This is a genomic window from Gangjinia marincola, assembly GCF_039523415.1.
GTDB classification, from domain to species: Bacteria; Bacteroidota; Bacteroidia; order Flavobacteriales; family Flavobacteriaceae; genus Gangjinia; species Gangjinia marincola.
Genome location: NZ_BAAAFG010000015.1, coordinates 352199 through 375553 on the forward strand (window position 1 = coordinate 352199; position 23355 = coordinate 375553).

Annotated in this window: 21 protein-coding genes and 1 tRNA gene; 9 read left to right on the plus strand and 13 right to left on the minus strand. The window is 39.9% G+C overall.

Going from position 1 to position 23355, the window contains the following annotated elements; genetic code table 11:
• Positions 1 to 55: 55 nt before the first annotated feature.
• Together ABD000_RS09410 and ABD000_RS09415 are read left to right on the plus strand one after the other, a co-directional pair.
• Positions 56 to 2218, plus strand: a complete 2163-nt coding sequence (locus ABD000_RS09410; protein WP_343766470.1) for a prolyl oligopeptidase family serine peptidase — start codon at positions 56 to 58, stop codon at positions 2216 to 2218.
• An 8-nt stretch (positions 2219 to 2226) separates the two neighbouring features.
• Positions 2227 to 3195 (plus strand): ABC transporter ATP-binding protein, encoded by a 969-nt coding sequence (locus ABD000_RS09415; protein ID WP_343766473.1) that lies wholly within the window; start codon positions 2227 to 2229, stop codon positions 3193 to 3195.
• A gap of 1 nt (position 3196) precedes the next feature.
• Here ABD000_RS09415 and ABD000_RS09420 read toward each other — a convergent pair whose 3' ends face one another.
• The 7 genes from ABD000_RS09420 to pdxA all read right to left on the minus strand — a co-directional run bounded on the left by ABD000_RS09420 (position 3197) and on the right by pdxA (position 9597).
• Complete coding sequence (locus ABD000_RS09420) at positions 3197 to 4312, minus strand: NAD(P)/FAD-dependent oxidoreductase (protein WP_343766476.1); 1116 nt, start codon at positions 4310 to 4312, stop codon at positions 3197 to 3199.
• A 260-nt stretch (positions 4313 to 4572) separates the two neighbouring features.
• Complete coding sequence (accC, locus tag ABD000_RS09425) at positions 4573 to 5922, minus strand: acetyl-CoA carboxylase biotin carboxylase subunit (protein ID WP_343766479.1); 1350 nt, start codon at positions 5920 to 5922, stop codon at positions 4573 to 4575.
• Between the two features lie 75 nt (positions 5923 to 5997).
• Positions 5998 to 6492, minus strand: a complete 495-nt coding sequence (gene accB / locus ABD000_RS09430; RefSeq protein WP_343766481.1) for an acetyl-CoA carboxylase biotin carboxyl carrier protein — start codon at positions 6490 to 6492, stop codon at positions 5998 to 6000.
• A 19-nt stretch (positions 6493 to 6511) separates the two neighbouring features.
• On the minus strand, positions 6512 to 7507 hold the full coding sequence (locus ABD000_RS09435; protein ID WP_343766483.1) for a beta-ketoacyl-ACP synthase III: 996 nt from the start codon (positions 7505 to 7507) through the stop codon (positions 6512 to 6514).
• A gap of 219 nt (positions 7508 to 7726) precedes the next feature.
• Positions 7727 to 7924, minus strand: coding sequence for a 50S ribosomal protein L32 (rpmF, locus tag ABD000_RS09440; protein WP_343766486.1), 198 nt, complete (start codon positions 7922 to 7924; stop codon positions 7727 to 7729).
• 9 nt (positions 7925 to 7933) lie between these two features.
• A complete protein-coding gene (locus tag ABD000_RS09445) occupies positions 7934 to 8470 on the minus strand; it encodes a YceD family protein (protein ID WP_343766489.1) in 537 nt (178 codons plus the stop codon).
• Between the two features lie 86 nt (positions 8471 to 8556).
• Positions 8557 to 9597, minus strand: coding sequence for a 4-hydroxythreonine-4-phosphate dehydrogenase PdxA (pdxA, locus tag ABD000_RS09450; protein WP_343766491.1), 1041 nt, complete (start codon positions 9595 to 9597; stop codon positions 8557 to 8559).
• Positions 9598 to 9686: 89 nt separating this feature from the next.
• On the opposite strand from pdxA, the gene ABD000_RS09455 reads away from it, so the two are divergent.
• Positions 9687 to 10277, plus strand: a complete 591-nt coding sequence (locus ABD000_RS09455; RefSeq protein WP_343766493.1) for a riboflavin synthase — start codon at positions 9687 to 9689, stop codon at positions 10275 to 10277.
• A gap of 4 nt (positions 10278 to 10281) precedes the next feature.
• Here ABD000_RS09455 and ABD000_RS14040 read toward each other — a convergent pair whose 3' ends face one another.
• From ABD000_RS14040 to mce, 3 genes are all read right to left on the minus strand, one after another.
• Positions 10282 to 10485, minus strand: coding sequence for a PID-CTERM protein-sorting domain-containing protein (locus tag ABD000_RS14040; protein WP_425545358.1), 204 nt, complete (start codon positions 10483 to 10485; stop codon positions 10282 to 10284).
• A gap of 362 nt (positions 10486 to 10847) precedes the next feature.
• Positions 10848 to 10921 (minus strand) — tRNA-Ile (locus tag ABD000_RS09460).
• Between the two features lie 79 nt (positions 10922 to 11000).
• Entirely contained in the window at positions 11001 to 11402 is a 402-nt protein-coding gene (gene mce, locus ABD000_RS09465; protein ID WP_343766495.1) for a methylmalonyl-CoA epimerase, read from the minus strand.
• Positions 11403 to 11507: 105 nt separating this feature from the next.
• On the opposite strand from mce, the gene rbfA reads away from it, so the two are divergent.
• Entirely contained in the window at positions 11508 to 11906 is a 399-nt protein-coding gene (rbfA, locus tag ABD000_RS09470) for a 30S ribosome-binding factor RbfA (RefSeq protein WP_343766496.1), read from the plus strand.
• Positions 11903 to 13099 (plus strand): ABC transporter permease, encoded by a 1197-nt coding sequence (locus ABD000_RS09475; protein WP_343766497.1) that lies wholly within the window; start codon positions 11903 to 11905, stop codon positions 13097 to 13099. The genes rbfA and ABD000_RS09475 overlap by 4 nt, the downstream gene beginning before the upstream one ends.
• On the opposite strand, the gene dusB is transcribed toward ABD000_RS09475, so the two are convergent.
• Entirely contained in the window at positions 13096 to 14091 is a 996-nt protein-coding gene (gene dusB / locus ABD000_RS09480) for a tRNA dihydrouridine synthase DusB (protein ID WP_343766498.1), read from the minus strand. The genes ABD000_RS09475 and dusB overlap by 4 nt on opposite strands.
• Position 14092: 1 nt before the next feature.
• A complete protein-coding gene (locus ABD000_RS09485; RefSeq protein ID WP_343766500.1) occupies positions 14093 to 15322 on the minus strand; it encodes a M20/M25/M40 family metallo-hydrolase in 1230 nt (409 codons plus the stop codon).
• Between the two features lie 40 nt (positions 15323 to 15362).
• On the opposite strand from ABD000_RS09485, the gene ABD000_RS09490 reads away from it, so the two are divergent.
• The 3 genes from ABD000_RS09490 to ABD000_RS09500 all read left to right on the plus strand — a co-directional run bounded on the left by ABD000_RS09490 (position 15363) and on the right by ABD000_RS09500 (position 18862).
• Positions 15363 to 16457: a TolB family protein gene (locus ABD000_RS09490; RefSeq protein WP_343766502.1), complete on the plus strand. Its 1095-nt coding sequence runs from the start codon at positions 15363 to 15365 to the stop codon at positions 16455 to 16457.
• A 73-nt stretch (positions 16458 to 16530) separates the two neighbouring features.
• On the plus strand, positions 16531 to 17952 hold the full coding sequence (locus tag ABD000_RS09495; protein WP_343766505.1) for an MBOAT family O-acyltransferase: 1422 nt from the start codon (positions 16531 to 16533) through the stop codon (positions 17950 to 17952).
• 1 nt (position 17953) lies between these two features.
• A complete protein-coding gene (locus ABD000_RS09500; RefSeq protein ID WP_343766507.1) occupies positions 17954 to 18862 on the plus strand; it encodes a hypothetical protein in 909 nt (302 codons plus the stop codon).
• 16 nt (positions 18863 to 18878) lie between these two features.
• On the opposite strand, the gene ABD000_RS09505 is transcribed toward ABD000_RS09500, so the two are convergent.
• Positions 18879 to 21278: a TonB-dependent receptor domain-containing protein gene (locus ABD000_RS09505; protein WP_343766509.1), complete on the minus strand. Its 2400-nt coding sequence runs from the start codon at positions 21276 to 21278 to the stop codon at positions 18879 to 18881.
• A 258-nt stretch (positions 21279 to 21536) separates the two neighbouring features.
• Between ABD000_RS09505 and lepA the strand changes: the two genes are divergently transcribed.
• A complete protein-coding gene (gene lepA / locus ABD000_RS09510) occupies positions 21537 to 23333 on the plus strand; it encodes a translation elongation factor 4 (RefSeq protein WP_343766512.1) in 1797 nt (598 codons plus the stop codon).
• Positions 23334 to 23355 lie beyond the last annotated feature (22 nt).

A 23355-nucleotide genomic window follows, 5' to 3' on the forward strand; every position in this document is an offset into this window, starting at 1 on the left:
GTTTCATACCATGATTTCATTCCTTAACTTTACTCCTAATGTAAATTTTTAAAAAATGAGATACTTCCCTATCCTTTGTATAACTCTTGCGGTCATAAGCTGTAAAACCGAAAAAGAAAACGATTCAACTATGGCGATAAACTATCCCGAAACCAAAAAAGTGGATACCACAGACACCTATTTTGGCGAACAGGTCAATGACCCCTATCGCTGGCTGGAAGACGATCGCAGTGAAGAAACCGAAGATTGGGTGAAGCGTCAAAACAAGGTCACTTTTGACTACCTGGATAACATCCCGTACCGTGATGCGCTAAAAGAACGCCTTACTCAACTCTGGGATTATGAAAAGATTGGAGCTCCTTTCAAAGAAGGCGACTACACCTATTTTAGTAAAAATGATGGCCTGCAAAATCAAAGCGTTCTCTATCGCTACAAAACGGGCGAAGATCCTTCTACCGCAACAGTATTTTTAGACCCTAACAGCTTTAGTGAAGACGGAACCACGTCTCTCGGCGGACTATCCTTTACCAAAGATGGTAGCATGGCGGCCTATAGTATTTCAGAAGGGGGTAGCGACTGGCGGAAGGTGATTATCCTGGATGCCGCATCCATGGAAAAAAAGGGTGATACCTTGAAGGATGTAAAATTTTCAGGGGTATCGTGGAAGGGAAATGAAGGCTTCTTCTATTCCAGCTACGATAAACCAGAAGGAAGCGAACTTTCGGCGAAGACCGATCAACATAAACTCTATTTTCATACGCTCAACACACCTCAAGCTGAAGATCAATTGATTTATGGCGGCACCGAAGCCGAAAAACACCGCTACGTGGGTGGTTATGTAACCCGGGATCAACAGTATTTGGTGGTTTCGGCATCAAAATCTACCAATGGTTCTAAAGTACTAATAAAAGATCTTACTCAAAAAGATGCTCCTTTTGTTGAAGTGGTGGATCACTACGACTCAAACACCAATATCGTCGATCACAAGGATGGAAAGCTGTACATTCTTACCGATTTAGAAGCTCCTAATAAACGCGTGGTCACCGTAGACGCAAAAAATCCAACGCCCAACAACTGGAAGGACCTCATCCCAGAAACTAAAAACGTTTTATCACTCTCAAAAGGCGGGGGCTCATTTTTTGCTGAATATATGGTCGATGCAGTCTCTCAGGTTAAGCAATATGACTATGAGGGCAATCTCATTCGTAATATTGAACTACCGGGTGTAGGGAGCGTGAGTTCATTTAATGGAAAAGATGAGGATAATGAACTTTATTTTCAGTTTACCAATTATGTGACTCCTGGTAGTATTTACACCTATCAGGTCGATACGGGCGAATATGAACTGTATCGCAAACCTCAAATTGATTTCAATCCTGAAAACTACGAAAGCAAACAAGTCTTTTACACCTCAAAAGACGGCACAAAGGTGCCCATGATCATCACCCACAAAAAAGGAATTACCCTTGATGGAAAAAATCCGACCATCCTCTACGGCTATGGTGGCTTTAATATAAGCCTTACTCCTTCGTTTAGTATTACCAATGCAGTTTGGATGGAACAAGGTGGGATTTATGCCGTACCTAACTTAAGAGGGGGAGGCGAGTACGGTAAGGCCTGGCATGATGCCGGCACCAAGCTTCAAAAGCAAAATGTCTTTGATGATTTTATCGCTGCCGCGGAATATTTGATTGAAAACAAGTATACTTCTTCTGATTATTTAGCGATTCGGGGTGGTTCAAATGGCGGACTTTTAGTCGGTGCGACAATGACCCAGCGACCTGATTTAATGCAAGTCGCCTTACCGGCTGTGGGTGTGCTGGACATGCTGCGCTATCACACGTTTACCGCAGGTGCGGGCTGGGCCTATGATTACGGTACGGCTGAAGAGAGTAAAGAAATGTTTGAATACTTAAAAAAATACTCGCCTGTTCATAATGTCAAACAAGGGTCAGAATATCCCGCAACACTGGTCACCACAGGAGATCATGATGATCGTGTAGTGCCTGCACACAGCTTTAAATTTGCTGCAGAATTACAGGACAAACAAGCAGGTGAAAACCCAACTTTAATACGAATAGAAACCAACGCAGGACACGGTGCCGGGACGCCAACGGCAAAGATCATAGATCAATATGCCGATATCTATGGGTTTACACTCTACAATATGGGCTTTAAGGAGTTACCGACTCCGCCATCAACCAAAGTGAAAGGATAGTTTCCCCTATGCTCCATATTGAAGAAATTGCGTTTGCGTATGCGGATAAACCAACCTTATCTAACGTTGGTTTTTCAGCTCAAACCGGCGAAAACGTCTCAATTATTGGCGAAAGCGGATGTGGTAAAACCACGCTGTTAAAAGTAATCTACGGATTACTTCAGCCTAAGACAGGAAGCATTTCATTGAATGAAACCCAGCTTTTAGGTCCTGAATATTCGCTAATTCCAGGTGAGGAAGAGATGAAATACGTGGCTCAGGACTTTGACCTGATGCCCTTTACCTCTGTCGCTCAAAACATTGCCAAATACTTGCCCCGGCGATTCGCCAAAGAGCGAAAAAAGCGCACTGCTGAATTGTTAGAATTATTAGGTTTAACTCCTATCGCAGACCAAAAGGCGAATACCTTAAGTGGGGGTCAAAAACAACGTGTTGCCATAGCCAGAGCTTTGGCCATTCAGCCCAAGGTACTGCTGCTAGATGAACCTTTTAGCCAGATTGACCAGTTTAGAAAAAATAAGCTCCGCAGGATGATCTACTCCTTCTGCAAGGAACACAGCGTTACCTGTATTACAGCAACCCACGATACGACCGATATGCTGGCCTATTCTGATCAGGCCATCGTATTACAAAAGGGAAAGATCGTTCAGCAGGGTAAACCCAAGAAAATTTATGAAAAACCCGCTTCTGCTTATGTTGCGGGATTGTTTGAAGAACTCAATTGGGTAAATACACAATGGTTTGACGCTAGCTTACCTGATCGTGAGGTTTATTTATATCCGCATCAATTGTATATTAGCAGTGAAGGTGTAGAGGCAGTCGTTCAAAATTCCTTTCTAAAGGGGCATTATTATCTCATTGAAGTAATCGCTCATGGGAGAACATTACTCATTTATCACGAGAAAGGATTTTTTAGGGGGAAGAGCATTTGTTTGTTGGTAGATGAAAAGGCCTTAAAACGTAATCTCTCAAGTTAAATCATGTAGCAAGTTCACACAATTTTTTTCCCACGCTACTCCCAATGGCGACACCCATCCCGCCGAGTCTTACTCCGCAAAAAACATGATTAGATAATTGTTTTATCACAGGTTTCTTTTGCGCTCCTACGCCCATAATTCCGCTCCAGCGGTGATCAATTTGATATTTCTGATCTGGTAAAATAACTGTAGCCAGTAACTCCTCAAATGTATGTTGGACTAGAGCTGTCTGGCTGAGTTCTGTAGTTTCTTCGGCCTTGAAATCGAGGTTTCTTCCTCCGCCTAGCAAAATACGATGGTCAATATTTCTAAAGTAATAGTATCCTTTGTCCAAGTGAAAGGTTCCTTGGATGTTTAAATTATCGATCGGTTTTGTTATGAGTACCTGGGCTCTTGCCGGTTTTACCGTTTCCAGTCCCAGTTGTGCAGCAAAGCCGTTGGTTGCGATAAATAGATGTTGCGCAGTACATTCAAATTGTTCTGTTTTGATTGTTACCTGTGATCCTGAATCTTCAAAATCAGTTACGCTTATGCCATTTAAGATGATGATCCCTAGTTGTTGGGCTTTTTGAAGAAGGGCTTGCATCATTTTTCCGGTGTCTAATTGCCCTTCGGCAGCATTGAACATATACTGCGGAAGCACATTTTTAAAACCAAACTCATTTTGCTGTATAGAGAAAATAGCTTCGCCAAAGACGGGTTTGAGTAAGGCATTAATTCCGCGAAAGCGATCTAAACAGGATTCAAACAGCTCCTTGTCCTTTTCTTGAAATAACTCATAGCCACCCCACGGCTGATAATCTAGGACTTGATCCCCTAAGTATGCTCTAAGGTGTTGAATTCCTTCGAAACGCTGTTGTACAAGTTCAATAACCTCCTCTTCGGTATGCGTATTAAGATCATCTAGTAGTTCTGAAACACTTCCAAAACAAGCAAATCCCGCATTTTTAGTGCTGGCGCCTTGAGGTAGGAGACCACGTTCAAGGATAAGAACTTTTTTGCTGGGATGTTTTTTCTTGTAGGCAATGGCACAGGTTAGTCCTACAATCCCGCTGCCTATGATAACGGCATCCAGGTTGCTAAGCCAAGTTTTATATTCCCAATAGGAGAGATTCATTTAAAATTACTAATGCGTTTTAGAATAAAGAATAAAGACGGCCGCGCTGTTAGATATTAGACATATAAACGATTCGTTTTCATCCTCTTCAAGTCTATCATTATTTATATAACTCTCATATATACTAAATTGATCTAGAACTTCTCTTTGCAGATAAACAAAAGCGTTCTAAGGAAGTAGAAGGAAAATTTCTAGTTTTCTTTTTACATCAATACCTCTAAACAAAAACCCTCCGTCGCTAAAGCTTTGGAGGGTTTTGATTATTGTTCTAAGGGTTTCATTTTGAACGTGTCCATAAAGGCTGTGGTATAGTTACCCGCCACGTAATCTGGTTCGTCCATTAACTGCCGATGGAAAGGTATGGTTGTTTTGATCCCTTCTATCACGAACTCATCCAACGCGCGCTTCATTTTATTGATCGCTTCTTCTCTGGTTTGAGCCGTGGTAATCAACTTGGCGATCATCGAATCGTAATTCGGCGGAATGCTGTATCCACTGTATACATGCGTATCTAAACGTACCCCGTGACCACCTGGTGAATGTAAGTTGGTGATTTTACCGGGTGAAGGTCTAAAGTTGTTGTATGGATCTTCGGCATTAATTCTACATTCGATGGAGTGTAAATTAGGCGTATAGTTCTTTCCTGAAATTTCTACTCCAGCAGCAACCAAAATTTGCTCTCTGATCAAGTCAAAATCAATGACCTGCTCTGTGATAGGGTGCTCTACCTGGATTCGAGTATTCATTTCCATAAAGTAGAAGTTACGGTGCTTGTCCACTAAAAACTCTACTGTTCCGGCACCTTCATATTTAATATACTCGGCAGCTTTTACGGCTGCTTTACCCATTTTTTCACGTAACTCATCGGTCATGAATGGGGAAGGAACTTCCTCGGTCAATTTTTGATGACGTCGTTGTACTGAGCAGTCTCTTTCAGAAAGGTGACAGGCTTTTCCTTTGCTGTCTCCCACCACTTGGATTTCAATATGTCTAGGCTCTTCAATGAGTTTTTCCATGTACATATCATCGTTTCCAAAAGCAGCTTTAGATTCTTGACGGGCACTATCCCACGCATCCTGAAGATCTTCTTCTTTCCACACAGCACGCATCCCTTTACCTCCACCACCGGCGGTGGCCTTAAGCATTACAGGGTAACCTGTTTCTTTAGCCAGTTTTTTACACTCCTTAAAGTCCTCAATAATCCCATCGCTTCCTGGCACACAAGGTACTCCGGCAGCTTTCATGGTCGCCTTTGCAGTTGCCTTGTCACCCATCTTGCTGATCATCTCTGCAGAAGCCCCAATGAATTTAATATCATGCTCTTCACAAATTTTAGAGAACTTAGCATTTTCTGAAAGGAAACCGTATCCGGGATGGATGGCATCTGCATTAGTGATTTCTGCAGCAGCAATGACATTTGCCATTTTTAGGTAGGATTCACTACTTGGTGCAGGGCCTATACAAACGGCCTCATCTGCAAATTTTACGTGAAGACTCTCGGCATCAGCCGTAGAATATACTGCTACGGTTTTAATGCCCATCTCTTTACAGGTTCTAATCACTCTAAGAGCGATCTCACCTCTATTTGCTATTAATATTTTTTTAAACATACTATCTTTGGGTTTAGCTTTAACCGTCATATTATACAATATTGGTCTTTCCTAAAAGTAGGATAGAATGATTATTTAAGAAGGGTCTACTAAAAATAAAGGTTGATCAAATTCTACCGGAGAGGAATCGTCAACCAAGATTTTTACTATTTTTCCAGAAACTTCGCTTTCAATTTCATTAAAAAGCTTCATTGCCTCAATAATACAGAGTACATCTCCCTCTTTTATGGAGTCGCCCACTTCACAAAATAGTGGTTTATCTGGTGCAGGTCTGCGGTAGAAAGTTCCAATAATTGGAGACTTCACAGTAATATACTTGCTGTCATCAGAAGCTGCATTAGCAGAAGTATCTGACGCGGCAGGTGCAGGTGCGCTTGTTTCTTGGACAGCAGGTGCAGCTTGCATTACTGGCTGCGCTGCCATAGGCATTTGCTGTAAGATAGTCGTTTCTTTAGTTTCGCCCTCTCCAGTTTTGATGGTGATTTTTACATCATCCATTTCAAGCTTAACCTCACTCGCACCAGATTTGGCTACAAATTTAATTAAGTTCTGAATTTCTTTTAAATCCATATTAATGTCAGTTTAGTTGTTAGGAATTATACGCCCATGTTAAGTAAATGGATCCCCATGTGAATCCACCTCCAAAAGAGGCAAAAATTAAGTTATCTCCTTTTTTTAGTTGTTTTTCGTAATCGCTAAGGAGCAAAGGTAGTGTTGCCGATGTCGTGTTTCCATAGCGCTGGATATTCATTAATACCTTATCATCATCAACGCCCATGCGTTTGGCAGTGGCATCGATAATCCTTTTATTGGCCTGATGTGCCACAAGCCAATCTACATCATCGTGTGATAAGTTATTACGCTGCATGATCTTTTCGCTTACATCTGCCATATTTGATACGGCAAACTTAAATACGGTCTTACCATCTTGCTCCACAAAGTGTTGTCTGTTGGCTACCGTTTCTTGACTGGGTGGCAAAATTGAGCCACCGGCATCAATTTTTAAAAAGTCTCTCCCTACACCGTCACTTCTTAAATATTCATCCTGTAATCCAAATCCTTCTTCATTAGGCTCAAAAAGAACCGCCCCGGCGCCGTCTCCAAAGATGATGCAGGTAGCACGATCCTCATAATCAATAATCGAAGACATTTTATCTGCTCCTACCAATAAGACTTTTTTATATCGACCGGTTTCAATATAAGATGCAGCGGTTGACATTCCATATAAAAAACTGGAGCATGCTGCTTGCAAATCATATGAAAATGCGTTCGTTGCTCCTATTTGAGATGCAAGATAAACCCCAGAGGAGGCCACAGGCATGTCTGGCGTTGCCGTAGCAAAAATGACGCAATCAATATCTGCAGGGTTAATATGTGATTTTTGGATAAGGTCTTGTGCAGCTTTAATCCCCAAGTAAGAAGACCCTTTTCCTTCTTCTTTTAAAAGTCGCCTTTCTTTGATACCGGTTCGAGTAGTGATCCACTCATCATTCGTATCAACCATGGTTTCTAGCACCTGGTTAGAAAGAACAAATTCTGGAACATACGCTCCAACAGCTGTAATGGCTGCTTTAATTTTAGACATATAGTCGGTTTTTTTCACTGGTATGCATTGCAAATTATTTCAATGTAAACCAGAAAGAAATTTACTAAAATTCTAATAAATAGGTGCGCAAAGTAAATTGTTTTTCAAACTTATTCAACTCAAATTATACAAACCTATTCACAATGTAAGTATTGTAAGGTATATAAAAAAGAAAACTCCCTTATGTTAAGGGAGTTTTATTATCTAATAAAGATAAGTTTATGCTTCTACTTCTTCTGTATTGTCAATTAATACTTGACCACGGTAATAAAGTTTTCCTTCATGCCAGTGAGCGCGGTGGTATAAATGTGCTTCACCAGTGGTAGGGTCTGTAGCGATTTGAGGCACAGTTGCTTTATAATGTGTTCTACGCTTATCCCTTCTTGTTTTGGAAATTTTTCTTTTAGGATGTGCCATAATTTTGTATTATTTATCGTTTAATAATTTTTTTAAGGTGTCCCATCTAGGATCTGTTTCTTCTCCTGCCGGGTCATTATTTTCTTTAATGCTTAACTCTTCAAGCTTGTCTAATACGTCTGAATTTAATGTGCCATCTTCAATACCCGGGTGAACGCGTTTTGAGGGAACCGCGAGAACGCTGGTCTCATACACGTATTGTGCAACGTGTAATTCATATTCGCCGTGAGGCAATATCAAAATTTCCTCATGTTCATCGTTATATGCGTCGCCAAACTTCACTACTACGTGATGCTCTGCTTCAATATATTGATCAAAAGGTTCGTTGGTAACGTCACAATTTATATTGATGGTACCATTAATGGTAAAACTCAATTCCATCATCGTAGTCTTTTTGAGCAAATTTAGCTCAACGGCCAGATTGGTTTCATTGAATTCATCAAATTCAAAATGTTCAAAGAACTCTTTGCCGACTTTATACTCAAACAGGTGATTACCTACTTTTAATCCTACAAAAGGAATCGTATATTCCTTTAAATCCTTCATCTTCTTTTTCTTTTGAACGGCACGCTTCTTAAAAAGCGGATGCAAAGATATAAAAAAATCTTATTAACAAGTTATCAATGTGGATTTTATCGCGCTCTTTTTTGTTTCTTCAACACGTCGGCAGTCAACGCTGCATATTCCTCTCTTTTCCTATGGATTGAGATGGCCTCAAACAGAGCTTTTTTAAAGGAACTCTCATCTGCAATGCCTTTTCCTGCAATATCATAAGCCACTCCATGATCGGGTGAAGTTCTTACATGAGATAAACCGGCAGTATAATTTACTCCTTCTCCAAAAGATAATGTCTTGAATGGAATAAGCCCCTGGTCGTGATATGCTGCCAACACCGCATCAAAATTTTTATAATTTCCTGAGCCAAAAAAAGCATCTGCCGCGTAAGGTCCAAACACTAATTTACCCGCAGCCCTAAGCTCATCTAAAGTAGGTATCATGACCTCTTGATCCTCATTCCCTATCACTCCATCATCTCCGCTGTGGGGATTTATGCCTAACACCGCAATTTTAGGCTTTCTAACACCAAAATCCTTTACCAAACTATCGTGCATTTTGAACACTTTTTGTTTGATAAGCGCCGGAGTTATTTTACTTGAAACGTCTTTCACGGGGACGTGATCTGTGATTAACCCAACTTTTAAACTATCTGTCACCATGAACATTAGAGCCTCACCATCCAATTCTTGCGCTAAAAAATCGGTGTGTCCCGGAAAAGAAAAAGTTGAAGACTGAATGTTTTTCTTATGTATTGGGGCCGTTACTAATACATCAATCGCTTGATCTTTAAGTGCCTTTACTGAAGCTTTTAAGGAGCGAATGGCGTACTCTCCTGCTTTAGAGTCTTCTTTTCCAAAATTGACTTCGGTTGCTTCTGACCAAACGTTCACCAGATTAATTTTACCTTCTACAATTTTAGCAACATCATCAATGCCGTGAACATTTATCCCCTGTAAATTGAATTGTTTTTTAAAAAAAGATATCAGTTTAACGTTGGCAAATATTACCGGTGTACAGAATTCTGTCATACGTGAATCTGCAAAGGTTTTCAATATAATCTCTGGGCCAATCCCGTTAATATCTCCTATACTTATTCCTACATTGAGGCGATTCATATGCTCTTTTATTACTTTTTTAATCGTTGTTGTGTTGTATTAATACTACATTGCTCACACAAAAATAACCAATCTAACACAAGGTAAAGATGTTTACAGGAATTATAGAGGATTTAGGTAAAATAGTATCCCTTGAATACCAAAATGATAATTTAAATCTTACGGTTGAGAGCTCTTTTACGTCAGAATTAAAGGTAGATCAAAGTGTAGCACATAACGGTATTTGCTTAACGGTGGTTTCCATAAAAGATAACACTTATACTGTCACAGCAATTCAAGAAACCCTGCAAAAAACCAGCATGTCGCACTGGAAGGAAACAGATCTGCTTAATCTTGAACGTGGCATGAAGCTGGGCGATCGGTTAGATGGACATATTGTACAAGGGCACGTTGATCAAACAGCCACCTGCACTAATGTTCAAACAAAAGATGGGAGTTGGGAATACACATTTTCTTATGATAGTTCACTACAAAATGTAACCATTGAAAAAGGATCAATTACCGTGAATGGAGTAAGCCTAACTGTTGTAAGCTCAAGAAAAAATGAATTTAGTGTCGCTATTATACCCTACACTTACGAACACACCAATTTTAATATGTACAAAAAGGGAACTCTGGTAAACCTTGAATTTGACGTAATCGGAAAGTATGTAACCCGCCTCATGGAAATACGAAAATAGCAAACTACTTGCTTCGCACCTTTCTAATACCATAATATAATCCCGCTGCTGCAAGAATAGCAATACCTGCATCCAACGGTAATCCTGGTGGGGGGGGTGGACCTGGAGGAGGGGGCGGAGGTGTTCCACCGCCTATTTGAGCAATACCTGATACCGAGAACAGGCAAACTAAAAGACTGGTTAATATGTACTTATATTTGGGGCTCATACGTTGGCTAAATTAGCGATTTCAAACTTACAAGCAAAAAATTACGTAAACCTTAAGGTTTTATTAATCTTTATCGCTTGCTATGTTAAGTATTTCTTTACATTCTCAACAGGCGTCAATCGCATTACTATTCCTTTACCTCATTGCATTTCTTGTGCCAAAAAGAAATACACTCGACAACTATTTAGATACTTCTAAAAAGCATCATACTATTTAAAACTGCTTAGAACTTATCTAAAGCTAATCTTCAATTGTGGACCCAGAAGGACTCCCTTCGACTTTGCTAAGGACAGGCTTCTCGTCCATCAATATTTTCACTATTTCAAATTGCTTAGAACTTATCTAAAACTAAGCTTCAATTGTGGACCCAGAAGGACTCGAACCTTCGACCCTCTGATTATGAGTCAGATGCTCTAACCAGCTGAGCTATGGGTCCGGTTAATTGAGCTTGCAAAAATATATAAATTATCTAACACACCAAACAAATTAGCGTTGATCACTAAATTTTTACCAGATTATGACATTTCCTGGCATAATTCTATTAAAACCCCATGCCCCGCGCGTGGATGCAAAAAAGCGATGTGTTTATTATCTGCTCCCTTTTTGGGTTGTTCATGTATCAAGTCAAAACCTTCTTTCTTTAACCGCTTAATTTCCCCTTTTATATCATCTACATCAAAAGCGATGTGGTGAATTCCCTCACCTCGTTTTTCTATAAACTTGGCGATTGGACTATCTGGTGATGTAGCTGCCAACAACTCAATTTTACTTTCTCCGGTTTTGAAAAAAGAGGTAATTACACTCTCTGACTCAACCTCTTCTTCTTTATAACAACTTGACTTGAGTAAAGTCCCAAACGTTTTTTTTGCCTCTTCAAGATTTTTTACTGCTATACCTATATGCTCTATCTTATTCATCGTACTGTTTCATATATACGATCAAAAATAAGGATTGGTTTTTAAACCGACATGTTTTACTGCATAATAGCCGTATGTTGTAATCAAATCCACTAATTTTGCAATATGGAAACAAACAGACAGAAAAAAATTGCCGGGATCATTCAAAAAGATCTCGCCGAGGTCATTCAACAGGCATTAAAAGAGAGTGGTCATCATAACATCATCGTTTCAGTGACAAAAGTGAGCGTGACCCCGGACCTTTCTAATGCAAAATGTTTCTTAAGTATCTTCCCTACGCAGAATACAGCCATATTAATTTCTGAAATTAATACAGCCTCTTCTTCCATAAAACATCAAATTGCACAACGCACTAGAAATCAGCTACGCCGAATGCCTGAGCTACGATTTTACGTAGATGATAGCTTAGATTATATTGAAGGTATTGATAATGCACTTAAAGGTGATGATAACCCTATTGAAGACAGAGATTTACTGCCAAAACGCAAGCAAGCCGGAAAGTGAATATTGCCTACTACATTGCTAAACGTTATGCCGTAACGAAAAGCTCTAATAATGCCATAAATATTATTACGCTTATTGCCGGTGCAGGTGTTTTTGCGGGAGCACTAGCTCTTTTTGTAGTATTATCTGGTTTTGCCGGATTAAAAGAATTCAGCACGGCATTTTCTAATGATATTGATCCTGATCTAAAACTTCTTCCTGCAAAGGGAAAGTCGTTTTATGTTTCTGCTCAACAAGAAAAGCAACTAGAGCAACTTTCTTTGATTTCATCTTTTTCTTATAGTATTGAAGAGCGCGTATTACTCGATTTTAAAAATAAAAATGATACGCCTATTTTAAAAGGTGTAGACACGCGTTACCGCGAAGTTACTAATATTGACTCTGCTTTAGTTTATGGTGTTTGGCTTAATCAAGCCGAAGATCAATTAGTGATTGGAGGTTCCCTCTCACGCTCCTTATCATTAGTTCCGTTTGATTATGTGTCGCCATTGCGTGTGATTGTCGCTAAACCCGGGAAAGGTCAAATCACCAATCCAACCGATGCGTTTACCAGTAAAAAAGCGATTGTTTCAGGGATTTACAGTGTAAATGAAGAATTGGATTCTTCGGTTATTTATGGATCCATAGATTTTATGCGGGATTTACTGGATTACGAGAATAATCAATATACCGGCATAGCGCTCAAGTTTAGCGAAAACGCTTCCGAAGAAAACGTCATCAACGCCCTAAACGATATCTTCGGCGAAAGCCTGATCTATAAAAACAGAGCCCAACTTAATGATAAGCTCTACAAAATGCTCAATACAGAAAATCTTGCGCTTTACCTCATTTTCGTGTTGGTGGTCATTGTTGCTTTATTCAATCTGGTAGGAGCGCTGATCATGGCTATTTTAGATAAACGCGAAGACATTAAAACACTTTATAATCTTGGCATTACGCCGGCTAACATTAAAAAGATTTTTATGTTTCAAGGATCGCTAATTTCTATTGTTGGCGGAGTCCTGGGATTGTTGTTAGGAGTCCTGATCATTTGGCTGCAACAAGAATTCGCATTGAAAATGATTACTCCTTCGCTTCCTTATCCCGTGAAAATTGAAGCTTTTAATATTATCTTAGTATTGGTTACCATTGTGGGCTTAGGTTTAATTGCTTCATACATAGGTGCCAGCCGCGTTAGAAAAGCGCTGGTTTAAGCAAACTGAAAGTCGCCAAATTCTTCTAATACCTCATCCATCGCTGCGAATACATCTGCAGAGTGATCGCTGGTAACCATTTTCATTCTAAAAGGTTTAAAGTTTGGTATCCCTCTAAAGTAGTTAGTGTAATGTCTTCGGGTTTCAAAAACGCCTAATTTTTCACCCTTCCAGGCGATCGACATTTCTAGGTGCCTGCGAGCAACGGCTACACGTTCTTCCATCGTAGGAGGTGCAGCATGTTCCCCTGTCTTGAAATAATGCTTAACTTCCTTAAAAAACCAAGGGTAGCCTATGCTGGCCCTACCGATCATCGCACCATCCAAGCCGTATTGATCTCTCATCTCTACAGCGCGCTCTGGTGTATTGACATCGCCATTACCAAAAACCGGAATGTGCATCCGCGGATTGTTCTTTACCGCTGCGATAGGCTTCCAGTCGGCTTCCCCCTTATACATTTGCGCACGAGTACGACCATGAATAGCAATACTTTTAATCCCTACATCCTGCAATCGCTCTGCAACTTCAACAATTCTGATGGAATCATGATCCCACCCCAGACGTGTTTTTACGGTCACCGGGATTTTTGTGCGTTTTACGATCTCACCGGTAAGACTTTCCATCAAACAGATATCCTTAAGTATTCCCGCACCGGCACCTTTGCTCACCACTTTTTTTACGGGACAGCCAAAGTTAATGTCAATAATATCTGGATTAGATTTTTCTACGATATCTACTGCCTCCAGCATGCTGTCCAGGTTTGCGCCAAAAATCTGAATCCCCACGGGGCGTTCTTTTTCATAAATATCCAGCTTCATGGTGCTTTTGGCTGCGTTTCGAATAAGGCCTTCACTTGATATAAATTCGGTATACACCACATCTGCTCCCTGCTCTTTACACAATGCTCTAAATGGCGGGTCACTCACATCTTCCATGGGAGCCAACAGCAATGGAAAATCATTCAATTCTATATCTCCAATCTTAACGCCCATATTAAAAGGTAATTTTTCGTTTTAATATCGTATCCTTTCTTTTCACGGTCACGGTGGTAGTATCTTTTTCTTCAAAGGCAGATAGGGCTTTCATGTAACTCATCATATCAGTTACTTTTTGCGCTCCTAATTGAATCACCACATCCCCTTTTTTAAGCTCAGCCTTTTGAGCGGGTTTATTCTCACTCACTCCATCAATACGCATGCCTTTTCGATCAAAAAGATAATCGGGTACTACACCTAAAGCAACTTTAAATCGGGGGACTTCTTCACTTTCATCTTTTGTTTTTCTAAACGCAAGCTCCCCATTATCATCAAGGTCAAGCATAAGCGTGTAGATAAAGTCCTTAATGTCTTTCATCCCGGTGTAGTTAAGCTTTTCAGCATCATCCCCGGGTCTGTGATAGTCAGCGTGTTGCCCGGTAAAAAAATGAAGTACAGGGATATCATTGAGGTAAAATGAAGTGTGATCAGAAGGGCCCACACCAGATTCATGCTCTACTAATTTAAAATCTTCATTAGAACTGAATAAACTTTGAGAAAACACGGGAGATGTTCCAACTCCGTGAACCGCCAATGCTCTTTCTTCATTAAGTCTGCCCACCATATCCATATTGATCATATAGTTTATGCCGTCAAGCGGAAGCGTAGCGTTTTTGGTAAAATAATTAGATCCTAGCAAACCCATTTCTTCGCCAGAAAATGCGATAAATAAATAGTTGTTCTGAAGGTTTTTTGCTTGTTGTAACGTATCTGCCAATGCTAACATAATGGCTACACCACTGGCATTATCATCTGCACCATTGTGAATGGCTTCGCCCTCTCGATGAAGCGAACCTTCGCCACCCATACCTAAATGATCATAATGAGCCCCGATCACTACCGTATGTTTAGCCTCGTTGTTTAAAAACCCGATTACGTTGGTTCCGGTGATCATTTGATCCCCTTGATCATTAGTAAACGTAATTTGTTGATGAGGATCAGACTTTGGCTTAAATGAAAACGTCTGAAAATAACTGTTTTGCTGTCCTTTTTTGGATAAGCCGATCTGTTCAAACCTGGAAGCGATGTACTCAGCTGCAGCAATTTCACCCGCAGTGCCTGTTTCTCGTCCTTTCAACGAGTCGCTGGCAAGAAATTTCACATCATCTTTCATACTGATAGCAGTCTGCGTTTGTTCCTTACATCCAACCATCATAATAAAAAATACTCCTAACCAGCTCTTGTTCATAGAGAATACTATTTTTGTGTAAAATTAATGAATTATTCTCATGCGACTCCCTCTTCTTGTTTTTGTTCTTATTTTAACGGCTTCTTGTAAGGAGTCAAAGACTACTCCTCTGCCAGATACTGCTTTAGAAAAAAATCCCGACAGTCTTATTTATCCTGAAGAAAAATACTTTGCGTCCATACGTCAAATTACCTTTGGAGGTGATAATGCAGAAGCCTACTGGAGTTTTAACGACAGCATGTTGGTCTTTCAATCCAATGCCGAAAAATGGAATGTAGGCTGTGACCAGATGTTTTTAATGCAAGCCGAAGAAACTTTTTTGGATAAAACACCACCCATGCTTTCTACCGGAAAAGGTCGAACAACCTGTGCCTATTTTTTACCCGATGATCAACACATCGTCTACGCCTCAACCCATTTAGTGGATGAGGAGTGTCCCGAAGCTCCCTTGCGAAAAAACGGAAGATACGTTTGGCCCATTTACAATAGCTATGACATTTTTACAGCTGATTTAGAAGGAAATATAACTAGTCAACTTACCAATGAACCCGGCTATGATGCCGAAGCCACGGTTTCACCTCAAGGTGATAAAATTGTGTTTACCTCAACGCGTAGCGGAGACCTGGAGCTGTACACCATGAATATTGATGGTACAGCCGTGAAGCAAATTACCGATGAGCTGGGATATGATGGCGGGGCTTTCTTTTCTCCAGATGGTACCAAAATCATCTATCGCGCTTCACGCCCAATAACACCCGAAGAGGTCAAAGAATATAAAGATTTACTCGCCCAAGGTTTGGTACAGCCCACTGAAATGGAGCTGTTTATTTGTAATGCAGATGGTAGTGATTTGCGCCAATTGACCAAATTGGGAAATGCGAATTGGAGTCCGTTTTTTCATCCTAGCGGAGAGAAAATTATCTTCTCTTCTAATTTTGAGGCAGAACGTGGGTTCCCGTTTAATCTATATATGATTGACCTTGACGGAAAGAATTTAGAGCGCATCACCCACGGCGAAACTTTTGATGCCTTCCCTGTATTTTCTAACGATGGTATGAAACTGGCCTTCTCCTCAAACCGAAACAATGGTGGTGGCAGAGATACAAATTTATTTATTGCAGAGTGGAAGGAATAAGCAGCGATTTGCAAAGTTAAAGTTTACTAGTTTCACCCTTTATTCTATTTTTGCCCATTACTAGATAGTCCACATGCTTTTCAATTCCATCGAATTTGCTCTTTTCCTGCCACTGGTATTTTTTCTCTTTTGGTTTGTCCTTAAAGGAAATAGAAAAGGACAAAACATTCTCCTGCTTATTGCCAGTTATATTTTTTACGGCTGGTGGGATTGGAGGTTTTTAGGATTGATTGTATTTAGTTCATTGCTGGATTATGTGTTGGGAATACAAATCCACAAAGAACAGCTTGCGCGGAAGCGTAAAATGTATCTACTCCTTAGTCTATTGGTCAACCTGGGGTTTTTAGGATTCTTTAAGTATTTTAATTTCTTTACAGAAAGCTTTGCCGAAGCCTTTACCCTGTTTGGACAATCCTTTGAAGCCTCACGTTTAAACATCATTTTACCGGTAGGTATTAGCTTTTACACCTTTCAAACCTTAAGCTATACCATTGATATCTATCGCAAGCAACTTACCCCGACTAAGGATGCGCTTTCATTTTTTTCCTTTGTAAGTTTTTTCCCGCAGTTAGTGGCGGGTCCCATTGAACGTGCTGCTCATTTGCTTCCACAATTTTATGTGCCACGAAAATTTAAATATTCAGTAGCCACATCTGGAGTTAAACTCATCATCTGGGGCTTGTTTAAGAAAATGGTGATCGCCGATAATGCTGCAGTGATTGTGGATGGCGTCTTTGCAGATTATGGCGGACAATCTTCCGTTTCACTTATTGTTGGTATGGTGTTTTTTGCGTTTCAGATTTACGGAGATTTTAGTGGTTATTCTGATATCGCAATTGGCACGGCCCGTTTATTTGGCTTTGATTTGATGACTAATTTTAAGTTTCCGTATCTATCAAAAAACGTAAGTGACTTTTGGAAACGCTGGCATATTTCGCTGTCTACCTGGTTTAGAGATTATCTGTATATTCCGCTTGGCGGAAGCAAGCAGGGAGAGGTAGCAGCACTACGTAATATTTTTATCGTCTTCGTCGTTAGTGGATTTTGGCACGGTGCTAATTGGACATTTATTATTTGGGGAGTAATTCACGGTTTATTGTATGTGCCACTCTTTATTCAAACCAAATTTTTAAAGAAAGAGGTGTCCAAAGCCAGATGGCGGGTGTTTCTTAATACCCTATTGACTTTTACCATAGTGTGTTTTGCCTGGGTGTTTTTTAGAGCAGATTCTGTTAACGATGCGGTTAACTATATTGCAAATATCTTTGGAACGACTGCCACCGGAAATTTCTTTATGCAAAGCAAAAAATACCTTTTAATATCGCTTATTGCCATTATAGGAATTCTAATCTTACTCTTTACAGAAATTATCTTTGAACGTAAAAAGCATATTGAGATTCAGCTTTCTCCTCGCTATCTCGTGATGATCAGTCTGTTAATTTTATTTTTTGGAGCTTTTAAGAATCAGGCGAGTTTTATTTATTTTCAGTTTTAACATGAAGAAATTTTTAGCTAAACTTCTCGCCTATGGTTTACTCCTATTTGTTTTAGGAAACATCCTTGCTTTTGGTGCAAATTATTTTCTTAAAAAATCTACCTTTTATAAACCCAGTTTTTTGGTTAATGCGATTGATAGTAACAAAAAGTTAGATTATATCGTATTGGGGTCAAGCCGTGGACTAACCACCTTAGACACCAATCAAATTGATGATAGTCTAAGTACAAAAGGCCTTAATCTTTCCATGGATGACACCGATTTGAAAACCCACCTATTGATGCTACAGCATTTTTTTAAGTCTGGATATACTGCTGATTATTGCGTCTTGACTCTAGATGACCAGCATTTCACCTTATCGTCTACGAGTTTAGGGAACAATGATTATAGGTTTATGCCTTTTGGAACTCAAGAGTATGTTCATGATCATTTTTCAACGTATGAAATAGGAATCGTACGCCCCTTAACCTGGAGCAATTATCTCCCTCTATTTGGTTATTCGTATTATAATCTGGAGCTTTTCTTTCCGTCGATCAATGTTGCGCTTCAACCTAATAAAAGAAATCGCTTTGATGACAAAGGAAATTACTCCTATCCTAATTCAATCAAAGAAAAGCGAAGTGATACTATCCTCGTTAAAAGTGAAAAACACCGTATCACAAATCGCATGGTGAATGAATTAATTTCATTGGCTCAACAAAATAAATGTATACCAATCATCTATATCGCACCTTATCAAAAGAAAAATCTCGTTATTACTTCTTTGCCTGATAACGCTTATTTGATCAACCATTCTAATGCGATTAAAACCAATGGTTATTTTTACGATCCTATCCATGTGAATAAGGCGGGTAGAGAAATTACTTCATCTCTTTTTGAAGATGAATTTAGGGAAATAAGAAAGGATTAATGACGTCATCTTTTCACTACTCCTCACTTAACCGATCCCGTTCTGCCTTATCGATTGCACGCTGGTTATCGCTGAGCCTAAAGTTTCCAAAATTATAGGTAAATCCTATTCTAAAGAATCTGGTTTCGGGCACTGCTTTAAAACCATTGTCTTGATTGAGATAACGGGATATTAAAAAAGAATTGGCTTCGCCTAACAAATCTTCGGCAGCCAGGGTAAGTACAGCTTGTTTGTTCCAAAAGGTTTTGCGCATTCCTACAATAAGGTTTGCATAAGGTTCTATTTGGTATGATCCTACCAAAAAGCGTGACATATATTCTATGGAGGCTTCAGCTGTGAGGTTTCTCTTTTTACTCAACGTGAAATAGTTCGCCAAGTAGCCGTAGTAACCATCAACTTCATTCGTGACTTCGGCATTATTAGTTTCTGTGGCCAAAAATGTTTCTTCTTCATGAAAAACCGACATATAGGTAGAAACAAACCACCAGTCGTTGACAGATCTCCAATGTGTAAAATCAATGCCCCAGGATTTACTACCCAATGCGTTTTGACGATCTGTGCGTAAGTTTTGTGCCTGATTATTTTGCAAGGGCAACGTCAAAATGTTTTCGCCATTATCCCGATAATAGAAATCGAATAGGTAGTTGCCTTTTAACGTATAATTGAGGTTAAATCGGTTAGCAAAAGAGGGTACTAAAAAAGGATTCCCTTTCGAAAAGCTATTTTCGTTGATAAAATAGGCAAAGGGGTTTAAATCCTGATACTTTGGTCGCTCTAGTCGCCTACTATAATCAAACGACAAGCTGTGATTATCATTGATGGTATATTGCACAAAAGCGGAAGGAAACCATTCCAGGTATTCCAGTTTCACATCCTGATCGGTAGATAGCGAAGTTCCAGTACTAAATGTCTGCTCCGCTCTTAACCCTACTTTAGCGCTCCATTTTTCCCAGTCGCGTGTTGCACTTATGTAGGCAGCGTAAACCTCTTCGTCGTATATAAAGTCATCAGAGTTTGTTGTACTCAATGTTTCAGTACCATTAGGAGCTACATCAAAAAAATCAAATCGTGCTCTGGAATCTATAAAAGATGCTTTTGCGCCAGCCTCTGCAGCGATTTTACCATAGGTTTTACTATAATCCACTTGTGCAGTAAAAATTTCAATGTCCTGTACTGCATCTGTATTAAACCGTACATCTTCCCTGCCATCTGTATACACAGAGTTTAAGCGCTGTAATCGATCTCTGCTGTAATTAGTATAATGCGCATTTGTATTCAAACTTCCTGAAGTTAGGCTAAGTTCATGGCTTAGGTCCAGTGCAATATTCTGCTCATCATGATCCAGGTTGCTTAAGGTGGTAATTTCATAATCTATCCCATCTTGGACGTCTACATCAACCAGCGTCTTATTATCGTAGGTCATTTTAGGGTTTAAGAATCCCGTGGCAGAAAAACGCAGCGTATTTTTATTATTAAGTTCGTAGTCCAACATGAGGTTCGCATTATGCGCCCTTTTTCGCGTCGTACGCTCAAAATCCAGGTTCCAGTTGGCAATTGGATCTCCGTTTAATTCCTGATAATTGATAAAACTCTCGTCTTCTTTAAATTCTTTTCGCGGATTATAATTGTAGTTGAAAAAAGCATTTAATTTTTCATTTTTATAAAAGTGACTCGTTCCTATTTGATATTTAGGGAAAACTGCATAGGTAGCCTGGGCGTTGATGTTTCCTTTATAACCCGGGAACAATGATTTACCGGTGATGATGTTAAGTACAGGTCCGCTTTCGGCTTCGAAAGATGCCGGCGGATTCGTAATGACCTCAATCTCTTTAATGATTTCTCCGGAAAGATTTTCCAGGTAATTATTAAGCTCATCGGCACTTAGCTGCACTTTACGTCCATTAAAGTAGACACTTACCGCCTCTCCCCTGATCATTAAATTCCCTTGGGCTGAAACCACTCCCGGAGTGCGTCTAAGTATTTCTGCTGTAGATCCTACCGAAGCAATCGTGTTTTCTACTGTAAACACCAATCGATCCACTTTTTTCGTGATCACAGGGCGCTTGGAGTAAATCGCCACTTCGGTCAGACTTTCGGTATCTTCTTTTAAGACTATTGTAGGAAAAGATTGGTCTTTATTGATTAGTAAGGTGTCTGAAACAAAGCTGGTAAACCCCACAAAACTAGCCGAAAGGACATAGTTACCTTGGGAGATATTCTCTAAAGAGAAGCTTCCGGTTTCACTGCTGATTGTACCTTTAACTCCTTCATCTTCAGTATTCGACAAAATAATATTTGCGTAAGCAATAGGCTGTTTTGAAGATGTTTCAACCGTACCTTGTATGCTGAACTGGGCAATGACTCCTTCCGAAGCAATACATAAAAACAGGATAAAGAGTTTGATTTTGACGGTCATGGGTGGTAAATGTACTGTTTTTTAGGTTTTGTTGCACTTTGAATCATCATAATTTCTATCCCTATTTAGCGTATATTTGCACACGTTTTTGAAGATGGAAAGACGCTGAATATCTCCAACTGCTAAGAAATAAGCTTACCTAAAATTAATTGTTCGCCCTGTGCAGAGATGATTAATTTTTTTAGCGAAAGTGAAGCGGTTGATGTAAGCAGAGAAATTTCTTTTCCTTCCTAACAAAAAATGAAAATTTTCAATTGAATGAAGAACATTAGAAACTTTTGTATCATCGCACATATTGATCATGGTAAGAGTACCCTTGCTGATCGTCTACTGGATTTTACCGGTGCCGTAACAGAGCGTGAAAAGCAAGATCAATTGCTGGACAATATGGATTTGGAACGCGAACGCGGGATCACCATTAAATCCCATGCTATCCAAATGGATTATACGTTTGAAGGTGAAGATTACGTGCTCAATCTCATTGATACTCCGGGTCACGTAGACTTTTCGTATGAAGTTTCTCGTTCAATCGCAGCGTGTGAAGGTGCATTACTTATCGTTGATGCTGCTCAAAGCATCCAGGCGCAAACTATTTCTAATCTTTATCTGGCCTTAGAAAATGACCTGGAAATTATCCCGGTATTGAATAAAATTGACTTGCCAAGCGCAAATCCAGAAGAGGTCACAGATGATATTGTAGATCTGCTTGGATGTGCCCCTGAGGATGTTATTCCTGCCAGTGCAAAAACAGGCATTGGAATAGGCGAGATTTTAGCGGCTATTATTGATCGTATTCCGGCGCCAAAGGGTAAACCAGATGCTCCGCTACAAGCACTTATATTTGATTCAGTTTACAATCCGTTTCGAGGAGTAGAGACGTATTTTAGAGTAATAGACGGTACCATTAAAAAAGGACAGCAGATTAAGTTTATGGCCACAGGCAAAAAATATTATGCCGATGAGGTGGGAACCTTAAATTTAAAACAGACTCCCAAGAAAGAAATTAAAAGCGGCGACGTGGGTTATCTCATTACAGGCATAAAGGATGCGCGAGAAGTAAAGGTAGGTGATACCATAACTGATGCCGCGAGTCCTACACAAGCCATGATTGAAGGCTTTGAGGATGTGAAACCCATGGTTTTCGCGGGAATTTACCCCGTGGATACCGAAGATTATGAGGAGTTGAGAAACTCCATGGAGAAGCTTCAGCTTAATGATGCATCATTGGTTTTTCAACCCGAAAGTTCTGCCGCCCTTGGTTTTGGCTTTAGATGTGGTTTCCTAGGGATGCTGCATTTAGAGATCATTCAGGAGCGTTTAGAGCGTGAATTTGACATGACGGTCATCACTACGGTACCTAACGTGTCGTATTATGCTTACACCAACAAAGAACCCGATGAGATCATCTTGGTTAACAATCCCAGTGATTTACCAGAACCGTCGACCCTTAATCGCGTGGAAGAACCGTACATTAAGGCTAGTATTATAACAAAAGCCGATTTTGTAGGGCCCGTGATGTCTTTATGTATTGAAAAACGCGGTGAAATTACCAATCAAACCTATTTAACCACAGAGCGTGTGGAACTGAGTTTTGATATGCCTTTGGCAGAAATTGTATTTGACTTTTACGATCGTTTAAAAACCGTGTCTAAGGGATATGCCTCATTTGATTATTCACCCATCGGTATGCGACAGTCGCAGCTAGTGAAGGTTGATGTTTTACTTAATGCCAATACCGTTGATGCCTTATCAGCGCTTATTCATAAGGATAATGCCTATGATATAGGTAAAAAAATGTGTGAGAAGCTGAAAGAACTGATCCCGCGTCAACAGTTCGATATTCCTATCCAGGCGGCAATCGGAGCAAAGATCATTGCGCGTGAAACCGTAAAAGCACTTCGAAAAGATGTTACCGCAAAATGTTATGGGGGTGATATTTCCCGTAAACGGAAGCTGTTAGAAAAGCAGAAAAAAGGGAAGAAACGTATGCGCCAGGTGGGTAACGTTGAAATCCCGCAAGAAGCCTTTATGGCCGTGCTGAAGTTGAATGATTAATTTAAGGGATTAGAAATTAGAT